The following is a 12,812-nucleotide window of genomic DNA, read 5'->3' as shown; positions in this document are numbered from 1 at the left end:
AGACATGGAATTCGGAATCTTCACCATCGGCGACGTCACGACCGACCCCACCGACGGCACCACAGTCAGCGAACACCAGCGGATCAAGAACACCGTCGAGATCGCAAAGAAGGCCGAAGAGGTCGGCCTCGACGTCTTCGCCACAGGTCAGCACCACAACCCGCCCTTCGTGGCCCCGGCGAACCCGCCGATCCTGCTGGCCAATATCGCCGCACAGACCGAGAAGCTCGAACTCTCCACGGCGACGACGCTCATCACCACGACCGATCCCGTGCGCATCGCCGAGGACTACTCCTACGCCCAGCACCTCTCGGACGGCCGCATCAGCCTGATCATGGGCCGCGGAAACACCGGTCCTGTCTACCCGTGGTTCGGCAAGGACATCCGCGCCGGAATCCCGCTGGCGGTCGAGAACTACAACCTCCTCTACCGCCTGTGGCGTGAGAAGAATATCGACTGGGAAGGCAAGTTCCGCACTCCGCTGGGCGGCTTCACCGTCACCCCGTTCCCGCTGGACGATGTGCCGCCGTTCGTGTGGCACGGATCGATCCGCAGCCCCGAGATCGCCGAGCAGGCCGCCTACTACGGCGACGGATTCTTCCACAACAACATCTTCTGGCCGACCTCGCACACCGCGCGGATGGTTCAGCTCTACCGCCAGCGTTACGAATACTACGGCCACGGCAAGGCCAGCCAGGCGATCGTCGGCCTCGGCGGTCAGGTATTCATGCGCAAGAACTCCCAGGACGCCGTCCGCGAGTTCCGTCCCTACTTCGACAACGCCCCGGTCTACGGCCACGGGCCCAGCCTCGAGGACTTCTCGACGCAGACTCCGCTGACCGTCGGGTCACCCCAGCAGGTCATCGAGCGGACCCTGAGCTTCCGCGACTGGGCCGGAGACTACCAGCGCCAGCTCTTCCTCATCGACCATGCGGGACTGCCGCAGAAGACCGTGCTCGAACAGCTCGACCTGCTCGGCGAAGAGGTCATCCCCGTTCTCCGCGAGGAGTTCGCGAAGGGCCGGCCGGTCGATGTCCCCGATGCCCCGACCCACGAATCCCTCGTCATCCGGCACCGCGAAGGCCGCGACCCGATCCCCGGAGGCGGAGAGGGATCGCGTGCGTTCGAAGACCGGCAGGCACGCGCCGCCGAAGCGGCCCAGAATGCGACACAGGAAGGAGCGAATCGCTCATGAGCACGAACACGATGCACATCGTGGCCGTGACCACCTCGCTCAGCGAGGACTCGACCACACTCAAACTCACCGATCGAGTGCTCGCATCTGCCGCCTCGGCGGGGGAATCGGTGAGCATCGACGTGACCACGGACGTCATCAACGTCCGCAACCTCGCCACCGCGATCACGGACATGACCCTGACCGGGTTCCGTTCCGAAGCCCTCGAGTCGGCCTTCGCGACCATCGCCGCAGCCGATGCGATCGTCACCGTCGCGCCGGTGTACAAGGCCGCCCCGGTCGGTCTGCACACCCTGTTCTGGCAGCTGATCGATGACAAAGCGCTGAGCCGCAAGCCCGTGCTCATCGGCTCCACCGGCGGCACGGCGCGCCATTCCCTGGCCGGGGACGCGGTGCTGCGGCCGATGCTGTCCTACCTCAAGGGCATCGTCGTGCCCACGACTGTCTTCGCCGCGACCGATGACTGGGGGACCGTCGAGGGCGGCCGGGCGCTGACCGCCCGGATCCGCCAGGCGGGGGAGGAGCTCGTGTCCCTGACCGCGACGATCATCGGGGCCGGAAACGACGACCTCGCCGAGGTGGCCGACCCCGATCCGCGCGGAGGTGCAGGGTCGGGTGCGACCACGGGCGCCGCCTCGGCGAATCGCGGAATCGTCGACGAATTCGACCCCGCGAACGTCACCCCTTTCGCGCAGCTGCTCGAGTGCTGAGATGACGGAGATCAGGTTCGGGCTCGGGAAGGAGGCGCTGGCGCAGAACGCGTGGCGAACCTATTTCGAGACCTCGCTGCGCCTCCGTCAGGCCCTCGAAGTCCAGCTCAAGGACGATGCGGGGCTCGACGTCAGCGACTACAACACGCTGCTCCTGCTGTGGGAAGCGCCGGAGCGGACGCTGACGATGAGCGCCCTGGCGAAGAAGCTCGTCTTCTCGCCATCGCGGCTGAACTATCGGATCAAGGTCCTCGTCGACGCGGGGCTCGTGACGAAGACGAAATGCCTCGAAGACGGGCGTGCCCATAATGTGGCACTCACCGAGGCGGGGGCGCGGGCATTCCTGTCCGCCGGGTCCCAGCACAAGAGCTATGTCGACGAGGTCTTCTTCGACCATGTCAGCGACGCCGAACTCGAGGTGATCGAGGCCGTCTTCACACGGATCGGGAACTCCCTGCCCGAGTGATGAAGCGGGCCCCGGCCGAGTGATGAAGCGGGTTCCTCCCGTGTGCTGAGGCCCGCCATCTCAGAGTGACGAAGTTCTCGGCACGGGGCGGGTCTGCGTGCCACAATGTGGGCATGTCCATCACCACAATCGCCTTCCCGAACTCCGAGCTCCGCAACCGAGTGATCGCTCGGATCCCCGCTCACCAGCGTGCGAACGTCGACCTCGTCGTCTTCTCCGATGCCGAACGGTCGGCCAAGCTCAGCCGCGACGATGTCGACGTCGTCGTCCTGCCCTACCTGGATTCCGGACCGACGATCGAGCTGCTCGACGAACTGCCCAACCTGCGCTTGGTGATCACGCAGACGACCGGATTCGACCCCGTCTCCCACCTGCCCGAACGCGGGATCCAGGTGGCGACCGCCTCGGGCGTGCACACCGGAGGAACCGCCGAGCTCGCTCTGGCACTGACCCTGGCCAGCCTGCGCGGAATCGACGACGCCGTGCGCTCGCAGGTCTCGCGGGTGTGGGAGCACCATCGCTACCGTTCGCTGCAGGACCGTCGCGTGATGATCATCGGCGTCGGTGAGATCGGCTCGGCCATCGCCGACCGCTTCGACCCCTTCGAAGTCCAGCTCACCCGAGTGGCCTCGACCGCGCGTGAGGACGAGCGCGGGAAGATCCACGGCGTCGACGAGCTGCCGGAGCTTCTGCCCCACACCGAGGTGGGCGTGCTCATCACCCCGCTCAACGAGGGCACGAACCGCCTCGTCGATGAGAAGTTCCTCAGCCTGCTTCCCGACAATGCGCTCATCGTCAATGTCGCCCGCGGCAAGGTGGTCGACACGGATGCGCTCGTGGCCGAGCTCGCCACCGGCCGACTCCATGCCGCCCTCGACGTCACCGACCCGGAGCCGCTGCCGCGCAACCACGCACTGTGGGGCACCCCGAACACCCTCATTACGCCCCACGTCGGAGGCGACACCTCGGCGTTCGAGCCCCGAGTCGTGAAGATCCTCGCCGAGCAGGTCAGGCGGATCAACGACGGGCAGCAGCCGGTCAACCTCATCAAGGCCTGAGACGCCGTGAGCTGGGGCCCGAGGCGCCGGCAATAGGTCACGCGAATCTGACCTAAGCAGGGCCGGAACACGGCCTCGCGGCTGGACTCTCGCATGGTGCCCAGAAGTGGTTCCACCATGCGAGAGTCCGGCGTGCGGATGCTGAAATCGGGCGTAGCATGCCTGCATGAGCATCGATACAGACAACACCACTCCCGACATCAAACCCCGTTCTCGCGATGTCACGGACGGCCTCGAGGCCACCGCCGCACGCGGCATGCTGCGCGCCGTCGGCATGGGCGACGACGACTGGGTGAAGCCGCAGGTCGCGATCGCGACCTCGTGGAACGAGATCACCCCCTGCAACATGTCGCTGCAGCGTCTCGGTTCGGCCGCCAAGGAAGGCGTCCACGAGGCCGGTGGCTTCCCCCTGGAATTCGGCACCATCTCCGTCTCGGACGGGATCTCGATGGGCCACGAGGGAATGCACTACTCGCTGGTCTCCCGTGAGGTCATCACCGACTCCGTGGAGACCGTGATGAGCGCCGAACGCCTCGACGGCTCCGTGCTCATGGCCGGCTGCGACAAGTCGATCCCCGGTATGCTCATGGCCTCCGCCCGCCTCGGGCTCTCGAGCGTCTTCCTCTACAACGGTTCGATCATGCCCGGAACCGCGAAGATGGAGGACGGCTCGGAGAGGGAAGTCACCCTCATCGACGCTTTCGAGGCTGTCGGCGCCTGCCGTGCGGGCACCATGTCCCAGAAGGACGTCGACGCCATCGAGCGCGCCGTCTGCCCCGGTGAGGGTGCCTGCGGCGGAATGTACACCGCGAACACGATGGCTTCGGCCGCCGAGGCCATGGGCATGTCCCTGCCGGGTTCGGCCGCACCGCCGGCCATCCACCGCAACCGCACGATGTTCGCCCGCAAGTCCGGCGAGGCAGTCGTCAACATGCTGCGCCAGGGCATCACCACGAAGGACATCATCACCCGCGAATCGCTGCACAACGCGATCGCTGTGGTCATGGCCTTCGGCGGTTCGACGAACGCGGTCCTCCACCTGCTGGCCATCGCCCACGAGGCCGGAGTGGAGCTCGATCTCGATGACTTCAACCGCATCGGCGACAAGGTTCCGCACCTGGGCAACGTCAAGCCCTTCGGCCAGTACGTGATGAACGACGTCTTCAAGATCGGCGGCGTACCCGTGATCATGAAGGCCCTCCTCGACGCCGGTCTGCTCAACGGCGACTGCCTGACCGTGACCGGCAAGACCGTGGCCGAGAACCTCGAGTCGATCAACCCGCCGGATCCGGACGGGAAGATCCTGCGTGCCCTCAACAACCCGATCCACGCCACCGGTGGCCTCACCGTGCTGCAGGGATCGCTGGCGCCCGAGGGTGCCGTCGTGAAGTCCGCGGGCTTCGACGCCGATGTCTTCGAAGGCACCGCTCGCGTCTTCGACCAGGAGAAGCCGGCGATGGATGCCGTGCTGAACGGCGAACTGAAGAAGGGCGACGTCGTCGTCATCCGCTACGAAGGACCCAAGGGCGGACCCGGAATGCGCGAGATGCTCGCGATCACCGGCGCCATCAAGGGCGCGGGTATCGGCAAGGACGTCCTGCTGCTCACCGACGGCCGCTTCTCCGGCGGTTCGACCGGTCTGTGCATCGGCCACATCGCCCCCGAGGCGGTCGACGGCGGCCCGATCGCGCTCGTCGAGGACGGTGACAAGATCACCGTCGACATCGCGGCCCGCTCGATCGAGCTCCACGTCGACGAGGAGGTGCTGGCCGAGCGTCGCAAGTCCTGGACGATCCCGGACAACCATCGCCTCACCGGCGTGCTCGGCAAGTACGCGAAGCTCGTGCAGTCGGCGTCGAAGGGTGCAGTCTGCTTCTGATCCAGCTCAAGGTCCGTTGCTGACTCCGGTCGCCCCCGGGTGACGCTCAGCGGCACGGGCCGAATCCACCATCGCCGAGGCGGTGCAGACGTCACGTCTGCACCGCCTCGGCGATCGGCTCTAGGATGTAGGTCACACGAATTCAGGAGGGGAAACTTGCGCATCGTCGTTCTCGATGATTTTCAAGAGGTGGCAGCCACATTCGCGGACTGGAACGCCCTCGACGCCGACGTCGAGTTCATCTCGCGCCCCATCGTCGACGACGATGACCTGGTGAAGGTCCTCCACGGCGCCGAGGTGGTTGTGGCGATGCGTGAGAGAACCGCCTTCACCGACGGTCGGCTGGAACGGCTGCCGGACCTGCGTCTGCTCGTGACCACGGGGAGGGTCAACGCCTCCATCGACGTGGAGGCGGCGCGATCGCAGGGGATCGTGGTCTGCGGAACCGAGTCGACCACCTCGGCGACACCGGAACTGACCTGGGGACTCATCCTTTCGGTCCTGCGCAGCATCCCGGCCGAGGACGCCGCTGTCCGAGGCGGCGGCTGGCAGTCGACGGTCGGTGGAGACCTCGACGGGCACCGCCTCGGCGTGGTCGGTCTGGGACGTCTGGGAACGAAGGTCGCACGAGTCGGAGCGGCCTTCGGTATGGAGGTCGTGGCGTGGAGCCAGAACCTCGACGCCGAACGGGCCGACGGCCTGGGCGTGCGAGCAGTGAGCAAGGACGAACTCTTCTCCACCGCGGACGTGGTCTCCATCCACTACAAGCTGAGCGAACGCAGCCGAGGACTCGTCGGAGCTGCGGAACTCGAGGCGATGAAGCCAGGCAGCATCCTCGTCAACACCTCCCGCGCGGGACTCGTCGACACCGATGCGCTCATCACCGTGCTGGAAGCCGGCGGGATCCGCGGCGCGGGACTCGACGTCCACGACGAAGAACCGCTGCCGGTCGACCATCGACTGCGCAGCACACCGCGCACCGTGCTCACCCCGCACCTGGGCTACGTCACCGAAGACACCTACCGAATCTTCTTCACGCAGGCTGTCGAGGACATCGCCGCCTGGATTTCGGGAGAGCCGATCCGCGTGATCGGCTGAGCCGGAACGTATGAGCCACGGCTATGGTGAGGTGAGAGGGACGCCATCCCTCGTCGCCCCACCGCGAGAGCACGCAAAACGAAAGCAGAGGCACAATGGCCGATCAGCCCGAAGGTGAGAAGACAGTCCTCGACGCGAGTCTGGAGGTCTTTCGTGCCCACGGGATGACGACGATCTTCGGCAACCCGGGCTCGAACGAACTGCCGTTCCTCGCCGGGCTCGGTGACGACTTCCGCTTCATCCTCGGTCTGCACGAGCAGGTCGTCGTCGGCATGGCCGAAGGATACGCACGCGCCACCGGACGGCCCGCGCTGGTCAACCTGCATGCCGCCTCGGGGTCGGGAAATGGCATGGGCGCCCTGACGAACGCCCACTACGGCCACGTTCCGCTCGTCGTCCTCGCTGGTCAGCAGGTTCGCCGAACCGTCGGCCAGGAGACGATGCTGGCCAATGTCGACGCCTCGACTCTGCCCGCCCCGCTGGTGAAATACTCACACGAGCCGCTGTCGGCCACCGACGTGCCGCGCACCCTGTCGCAGGCCGCATTCGAGGCAGCCACCGAACCGAGCGGGCCCGTCTACGTGTCCGTCCCCCTCGACGACTGGGACGAGCCAGCACTTGCCGATGACGAACTGTTGGCGAAGCGTTCGGTGACGACGGCAGGAACCATGCCGGATTCGCTGCGCGGCGAACTCACCGACGTCCTCGACGGGGCGCAGAATCCAGCCCTCGTCCTCGGCCCGCAGGTCGATGCCGCGGCCGTCGCTGATCCGACGGTCTATGAGGACGCGGTGGTGCTGGCCGAGCGCCTGAACGCCTCCGTCTACGTCGCACCCTCACCGACGCGGTGCCCGTTCCCCACGACCCACCCGAACTTCGAAGGCGTGCTGGTGCCTGGAATCCGATCGGTGCGCGACCGACTGTCCGGCCATGACGTCGTCCTCGTCATGGGCGCCGCCACCTTCAGATACCACCGCTGGGAACCGGCGAACTACCTGGAGCCGGGCACCGAGGTCATCCAGATCACCCAGGATCCACGGGAGGCGACGCGGGCACCGTTCGGCCGCGCCGTCGTCGCCGATGTCGCCGGTGCGCTCGCCGACCTCGCGGAGGCGACGACCGATCGAGGAACTCGCCGAGGCGACCGCGGGTCCCGAACCGTCACCGCTCCTGCCCGATCGGAGCAGGGGATGGCCGGCACCGAGGTGCTCGATGTCCTCAACGAGCACGTCGACGACAGTGTCGTCTACGTCAATGAGACGACCACCCTCGACCTCGACTACCTCGAGCGGATCGTCATCGACCGGCCCGGAATGTATCACTTCCCGGCCTCGGGAGGACTGGGCTTCGGGTTGCCGGTCGCCGTCGGCATGGCCCTCGGCGACCCGGAGAAGACCGTTGTCGCCACCGTGGGCGACGGTTCTGCGAACTACGGGCTCACGGCTCTGTACACGGCCGCTCAGCTGGGCACGAAGACGATCTTCGTCATCGTCAACAACTCCGGATACGGTGCGCTGTCCGGATTCGCAGAGCGCATGGGAGTCCCGGACACCCCGGGCCTGACCCTGGGCACGATCGACTTCGTCTCCCTGGCACAGGGATACGGTGTTCCGGCCAGCCGGACGACGACTCGCGAGGAGTTCGACGCCGCCTACCGGGAAGCGCTGCAGGCCGACGGACCGGTGCTCATCGACGCCGTTGTCCTCGGCGCCTGAGGACAACCGGCGGAATGAACGCCTGACCGAGAACGACGAAGCCGCCGGAGAGTCGGAACTCTTCGGCGGCTTCGTCGTTCTCAGCGGTCCAGACTAGGGGAGGGCCGCCTCGGCGAGGTATTGCTGACGGGGTCAGTTCACCTCGGCGGGATCGGCGGAGACGCGACCGCCGTTTTCGAGCGCATCGATGGCTGCCACCTCGGCGTCCGTGAGTTCGAAGTCGAAGACGGAGAAGTTCTGCTCCATGCGGTCGCGGTTGTTCGACTTCGGGAAGACGATGTGCCCCTTCTGCAGGTGCCAGCGGATGATGGTCTGGGCCCAGGACTTCTCGTGGTCGGCGGCGATCTCACCGATGACGGTGCTCGCGTAGTCGACCTTGCCCTGTCCCAGCGGTCCCCAGGCTTCGATCTTGATGTCGTTCTCGGTCAGCAGCGGACGGGTCTCGACCTGCTGGAACTGAGGGTGGACCTCGATCTGGTCGACGGCGGGGATGATGCCGGTGTCGAGGATCTCGGGCAGGAACCGGTGGTCGAAGTTCGACACGCCGATCGAGGTGGTCAGGCCCTGATCGCGGTAGGAGGGGAAGGCCTCCCACGTCTCGACGGAATTCTTGTTCTGCGGGGTCGGCCAATGAATGAGGTAGAGATCGACGTGGTCGAGGCCGAGCTTCTCCAGGGATTCGCCGAGGGCGCGTTTGGACTCCTCTGCGCCGTGGCGGTCGTTCCACAGCTTGGTCGTCACGAAGAGTTCGTCACGGGCGATCCCGGACTTCGCGATGGCCCGGCCCACACCTTCCTCGTTGCCGTAGACGGCGGCGGTGTCGATGTGGCGGTAGCCGACTTCGAGGGCGTCGGTGACGATGCGTTCCGTCTCGTCGGGGTCGACCTTGAAGACGCCGAAGCCCAGCTGAGGGATCGTCTTGCCGTCGTTGAGAGTGAGTGTGGGAACCGTCATGGTGCCGCCTTTCGTCACGTATGCACTGGTCAGGACGGAGCCGAGGCTGATCGGGTCCGCCGGTTCGGCACCCGGTGAGAGCGCCGAACCGAGCCAATAACGTCACCGAGGCCCGGAACATTCCTTCAGCTTCTGCCTTCGTCCTGTGCGCGTTTCTTGCCCGTGGATTCCTCGGCAGCGATCTGGGCCTCGTCGAAGACCGACGGAGCACCCGTGCCGGTGTCGGTTTCGTCTTCGCGACCCGGGGTATGCAGGTTGAACTTGATGATCGCCCAGCGGAACAGGAAGTAGTAGATGACGGCGTAGGCCAGGCCGATGACGAGCAGGAGCAGGACGGGCCCGATGCCGCCGGAGAGTTCGGACGCTCGACCGAGGTTGAGCAGATAGTCCAGCGCACCGGCCGAGAAGCCGAATCCGGATTTGATTCCGAGTGCATTCACCACCACAAACGACGTGCCGGTGAGCACGGCGTGGACCGCGTAGAGCGGGAATGCGACATAGGCGAAGGCGTATTCGAGCGGCTCGGTGATACCGGTGACGAAAGAGGTCAGCGCCACCGAGAGCATGATGCCGCCGACGACCTTGCGGCGGTTCGGATGGGCGGTGTGATAGATGGCCAGGGCCGCGGCCGGAAGGGCGAACATCATGATCGGGAAGAACCCGGTCATGAACGATCCCGTCCAGTCCGCCGTGCCGTCCGCGCCGGAGAAGAAACAGGTGATGTCGCCGTGCGCGGTGTCTCCCGATGCGGTCGTGCACGAACCCAGCTGGAACCACGGCAGATTGTTCAGCAGGTGGTGCAGCCCGAAGGGGATGAGGAGGCGGTTGATCGTGCCGAAGACGAACCCGGTGCCCGGATTGGCTCCGTGCTCCATGAGGAAGCCGCCCACGCCCTTGTTGATGAGAGCGTCGAAGACGGGGTAGATCAGGGCCATGACCACGGCAATGACCATCGACGCGACCGCGGTGACGATCGGAACGAAACGACGACCGCCGAAGAAACCGAGGTAGGTCGGCAGTTTGATCCGGTGATAGCGCTGATAGAGCAGGGCGGTGATGATGCCGACGACGATTCCGCCGAGCACTCCGAAGTTGATGACGTTCTCACCCTCGCCGTTGTCCGAGCCGAAGCTCGGAGACATGGCCGTGAAGACTCCGGTGAGGACCATATACCCGACGACCGCGGCCAGCGCGGTGGAGCCGTCGGCCTTCTTCGCGAATCCGATGGCCACACCGACGGCGAAGATCAACGGCAGGTTGTCGAACAGAGCAGAACCAGCGGCCGCGAAGACCGTCGCCACCGGCAGCAGCCAACTTGCGAACTGGCCGAGTCCGTCTGCACCGAGCATGTCCGGCTGACCGAAGCGCATCAGCAGGGCCGCGGCAGGCAGGACAGCGATCGGAAGCATGAGAGAGCGGCCGATGCGTTGGAGTTGGGCGAATCCCGGTATCGCCTTCCTGCGTTTCTTCGGTGCCTCAGCGGATGGGATGGCCATCGGATTCCTCCTCGGAAGCCTCAGCGGATGGGATGGCCATCGGATTCCTCCTCGGAAGTGGGGCAGTCGGTCACGAGTCGCCGTAGACTTGTGACGCAGATCGCAGAACGTGAAATCGACGCCGGCGCATCAGCGCCGGAGATGAAGGTGACAGACATGGACAAAGCAGCGCAGATCCTCGCCGGCCTGGGCGGTGCCGACAACATCGACGACATCGAAGCGTGCATCACCCGGCTGCGGGTCGAGGTCGACGATGACTCGCTCGTCAATGAGCAGGCGCTCACCGCAGCCGGTGCCTTCGGTGTGGTGGTCCAGGGCAGCGCGGTCCAGGTCGTCGTCGGTCCGGAGGCCGACAACCTCGTCGATGACATCGAAGACCTCATGGGCTGAGTCACGTCTTCGTCTCCTCTGCTCGCCGGTGAGCAACTTCTGGTCGACAGTGAGCCTTGTCTGTACTCTGAGGTCAGTCTAGGCGAAATATTTCTGATTTTGGAGAAAGGCGGCCTGCTGACTATGGCAGTCACAATCGCTGCACCCATCACCGGCACGGTGGTGCCCCTGACGGGCGTTCCCGACCCGGTATTCGCAAAGGCGCTCGTCGGTCCCGGAGCTGCCATCGACCCCGGTGAGGGTGCGACGCTGACGGTCACGGCGCCCGTCTCTGGAAAGCTGACGAGCCTCAAACCTCATGCATTCGTCATCTCCCACCGGCCCGATCAGGGAGTGCTCGTCCACCTGGGCATCGACACAGTCCATCTGGGAGGCGCAGGTTTCACCCTCCGCGCCGAGGCCGGGCAGCAGGTCGAGGCCGGTGACGAGATCATCGTCTGGGACCTGGCTGCCGCACGGCAGGCAGAGAAGTCCGTGGTCGTACCGGTCGTCGTCCTCGAAGCCGACGTCGAGGACCTGAGCGTCGCCGAGGCGGGGCCGATCGATGCGGGCGACAGCCTCATCCGTATCGGCTGAGGCGTCTGAGTCAGTTGAGGCGTCTCACTCCGCGAAGAGGGTATGAACCTCGCCCGTGTGCTCGCGTCCGCCGAGCGCGGTGAGCTCAAGGACGACGGCTGAGCCGATGACTTCGGCGCCGAGATCGGCGACCAGTGATTGAGCAGCTGTGAGCGTTCCTCCGGTGGCGAGGATGTCATCGATGAGGAGGACGCGCTCGCCCTTCTTCAGGACATCGGGGCCTTCGATGGTGGCGGTGCCGTATTCGAGCGTGTAAGACACAGCGGCTGCCGGGCGGGGGAGCTTTCCGGCCTTGCGGATCGGCAGGATTCCGACGCCCGTCATTGCGGAGATCGCACCGGCGAAGAGGAAGCCGCGGGCTTCGAGTCCGCCGACGATATCGAACTGTCCGGCGAACGGTGCGATGAGCGCCTCGGTGACGGCCCGCATCGCCGGACCATCGGCCAGCAGCGGGGAGATGTCGCGGAAGATCACTCCCGGTTCGGGATAGTCCGGAATCGAGGTGATGAGGCTCTGGGCGCGGTCAAGATCAGATTGAGTCACGGCACAACGATACTCGGTGGCGGCATTGCGCCCTCCGCATGTACCGGCACAATGGGAAGGGCAGGAGATCTCTGGGGATCGGAGGAACCATGTCATCGGAGGCGCCGCACGATCGAATCGCCGAGGCGTTCGCCCGGATTCCGCGCGAACCGTTCCTGCCGGTGGCGGAACGCCGGAACGCCTCCGACGATGTACCCCTGCCGATCGGGCACGGACAGACGAATTCGCAGCCGCGCACCGTTACGGACATGCTCCGCCTGCTTGATCCGCAGCCGGGCGACACCGTCCTCGACCTCGGATCAGGCTCCGGGTGGACCTCGATGCTGCTTGCCGTCCTCGTCGGTCCGACCGGGCGAGTGGTCGGCGTCGAACGGCATGCGCAGCTCGTCGAATCCTCGCGGGAAGCAATCGAGGCCGTCACCGCCGAGTTCGCAGACCGCGAGACCCTCGCCGAGGTGGCTATCCACGAAGCCGCCCCAGGTGCCCTCGGACTCCCGGCTGAGGCCCCGTTCGACCGGATCCTCGTCTCCGCCGGTGCCGACTCACTGCCCGACGAGATCGTCGATCAGCTGGCCGTCGGCGCCACGATGGTCGTTCCCGTCGCGGGGGAGATGCTCCGAGCCGTCCGTGGCGGGCGCGACACAGACGAACTGACGATCACTCGGCACGGCTGGTACCGGTTCGTGCCGCTGATCAGCGAGTGACCTGGTCACTGCCGTCGGAGAATGCCCT

At 65.9% G+C, this 12,812-nt stretch carries 13 protein-coding genes; 10 read left to right on the top strand and 3 right to left on the bottom strand.

Going from position 1 to position 12,812, the window contains the following annotated elements; all coding sequences use genetic code 11:
• Window positions 1-4: 4 nt before the first annotated feature.
• The 7 genes from L1F31_RS12615 to mdlC all read left to right on the top strand — a co-directional run bounded on the left by L1F31_RS12615 (window position 5) and on the right by mdlC (window position 8,121).
• A complete protein-coding gene (locus L1F31_RS12615; RefSeq protein ID WP_265417629.1) occupies window positions 5-1,195 on the top strand; it encodes an LLM class flavin-dependent oxidoreductase in 1,191 nt (396 codons plus the stop codon).
• On the top strand, window positions 1,192-1,905 hold the full coding sequence (locus L1F31_RS12610) for an NAD(P)H-dependent oxidoreductase (protein ID WP_265417628.1): 714 nt from the start codon (window positions 1,192-1,194) through the stop codon (window positions 1,903-1,905). Before L1F31_RS12615 ends, L1F31_RS12610 begins: the two co-directional genes overlap by 4 nt.
• A 1-nt stretch (window position 1,906) precedes the next feature.
• Window positions 1,907-2,371 (top strand): MarR family winged helix-turn-helix transcriptional regulator, encoded by a 465-nt coding sequence (locus L1F31_RS12605; RefSeq protein ID WP_265417627.1) that lies wholly within the window; start codon window positions 1,907-1,909, stop codon window positions 2,369-2,371.
• Window positions 2,372-2,484: 113 nt separating this feature from the next.
• Window positions 2,485-3,429, top strand: a complete 945-nt coding sequence (locus L1F31_RS12600; RefSeq protein ID WP_265417626.1) for a 2-hydroxyacid dehydrogenase — start codon at window positions 2,485-2,487, stop codon at window positions 3,427-3,429.
• A gap of 166 nt (window positions 3,430-3,595) precedes the next feature.
• Complete coding sequence (gene ilvD, locus L1F31_RS12595) at window positions 3,596-5,308, top strand: dihydroxy-acid dehydratase (protein ID WP_265417625.1); 1,713 nt, start codon at window positions 3,596-3,598, stop codon at window positions 5,306-5,308.
• Between the two features lie 156 nt (window positions 5,309-5,464).
• On the top strand, window positions 5,465-6,406 hold the full coding sequence (locus L1F31_RS12590; RefSeq protein WP_265417624.1) for a D-2-hydroxyacid dehydrogenase family protein: 942 nt from the start codon (window positions 5,465-5,467) through the stop codon (window positions 6,404-6,406).
• A gap of 95 nt (window positions 6,407-6,501) precedes the next feature.
• Window positions 6,502-8,121, top strand: coding sequence for a benzoylformate decarboxylase (mdlC, locus tag L1F31_RS12585; protein ID WP_265417623.1), 1,620 nt, complete (start codon window positions 6,502-6,504; stop codon window positions 8,119-8,121).
• 132 nt (window positions 8,122-8,253) lie between these two features.
• On the opposite strand, the gene L1F31_RS12580 is transcribed toward mdlC, so the two are convergent.
• Entirely contained in the window at window positions 8,254-9,075 is an 822-nt protein-coding gene (locus L1F31_RS12580) for an aldo/keto reductase (RefSeq protein WP_265417622.1), read from the bottom strand.
• A 125-nt stretch (window positions 9,076-9,200) separates the two neighbouring features.
• Window positions 9,201-10,571 carry a PTS transporter subunit EIIC gene (locus L1F31_RS12575; RefSeq protein ID WP_265417621.1) on the bottom strand — a complete coding sequence of 457 codons (1,371 nt, stop codon included), beginning with the start codon at window positions 10,569-10,571 and terminating at the stop codon, window positions 9,201-9,203.
• Window positions 10,572-10,598: 27 nt separating this feature from the next.
• Here L1F31_RS12575 and L1F31_RS12570 point away from each other — a divergent pair, with 27 nt between their 5' ends.
• Entirely contained in the window at window positions 10,599-10,961 is a 363-nt protein-coding gene (locus L1F31_RS12570) for a PTS sugar transporter subunit IIB (RefSeq protein WP_265417620.1), read from the top strand.
• Window positions 10,962-11,084: 123 nt separating this feature from the next.
• Window positions 11,085-11,537 carry a PTS sugar transporter subunit IIA gene (locus L1F31_RS12565; RefSeq protein WP_265417619.1) on the top strand — a complete coding sequence of 151 codons (453 nt, stop codon included), beginning with the start codon at window positions 11,085-11,087 and terminating at the stop codon, window positions 11,535-11,537.
• Window positions 11,538-11,561: 24 nt separating this feature from the next.
• On the opposite strand, the gene L1F31_RS12560 is transcribed toward L1F31_RS12565, so the two are convergent.
• Window positions 11,562-12,080: an adenine phosphoribosyltransferase gene (locus L1F31_RS12560; protein ID WP_265417618.1), complete on the bottom strand. Its 519-nt coding sequence runs from the start codon at window positions 12,078-12,080 to the stop codon at window positions 11,562-11,564.
• An 89-nt stretch (window positions 12,081-12,169) separates the two neighbouring features.
• Between L1F31_RS12560 and L1F31_RS12555 the strand changes: the two genes are divergently transcribed.
• Window positions 12,170-12,784, top strand: a complete 615-nt coding sequence (locus tag L1F31_RS12555; protein WP_265417617.1) for a protein-L-isoaspartate O-methyltransferase family protein — start codon at window positions 12,170-12,172, stop codon at window positions 12,782-12,784.
• The last annotated feature ends 28 nt before the right edge of the window (window positions 12,785-12,812 follow it).

The sequence above is a fragment of the Brevibacterium spongiae genome (assembly GCF_026168515.1).
Classification (GTDB): Bacteria; Actinomycetota; Actinomycetes; order Actinomycetales; family Brevibacteriaceae; genus Brevibacterium; species Brevibacterium spongiae.
The sequence above is the reverse complement of the archived record's forward strand: the minus strand, read 5'-3'. Positions and strand labels throughout refer to the sequence as shown.

Bases quoted from the DNA above. Each gene is read 5' to 3' on its own strand.
- L1F31_RS12565 (WP_265417619.1), top strand. From the start codon at position 11,085: ATGGCAGTCACAATCGCTGCACCCATCACCGGCACGGTGGTGCCCCTG.
- L1F31_RS12610 (WP_265417628.1), top strand. From the start codon at position 1,192: ATGAGCACGAACACGATGCACATCGTGGCCGTGACCACCTCGCTCAGC.
- L1F31_RS12570 (WP_265417620.1), top strand. From the start codon at position 10,599: ATGGGATGGCCATCGGATTCCTCCTCGGAAGTGGGGCAGTCGGTCACG.
- L1F31_RS12575 (WP_265417621.1), bottom strand. From the start codon at position 10,571: ATGGCCATCCCATCCGCTGAGGCACCGAAGAAACGCAGGAAGGCGATA.
- L1F31_RS12615 (WP_265417629.1), top strand. From the start codon at position 5: ATGGAATTCGGAATCTTCACCATCGGCGACGTCACGACCGACCCCACC.
- mdlC (WP_265417623.1), top strand. From the start codon at position 6,502: ATGGCCGATCAGCCCGAAGGTGAGAAGACAGTCCTCGACGCGAGTCTG.
- L1F31_RS12555 (WP_265417617.1), top strand. From the start codon at position 12,170: ATGTCATCGGAGGCGCCGCACGATCGAATCGCCGAGGCGTTCGCCCGG.
- L1F31_RS12600 (WP_265417626.1), top strand. From the start codon at position 2,485: ATGTCCATCACCACAATCGCCTTCCCGAACTCCGAGCTCCGCAACCGA.
- L1F31_RS12580 (WP_265417622.1), bottom strand. From the start codon at position 9,075: ATGACGGTTCCCACACTCACTCTCAACGACGGCAAGACGATCCCTCAG.
- ilvD (WP_265417625.1), top strand. From the start codon at position 3,596: ATGAGCATCGATACAGACAACACCACTCCCGACATCAAACCCCGTTCT.
- L1F31_RS12605 (WP_265417627.1), top strand. From the start codon at position 1,907: ATGACGGAGATCAGGTTCGGGCTCGGGAAGGAGGCGCTGGCGCAGAAC.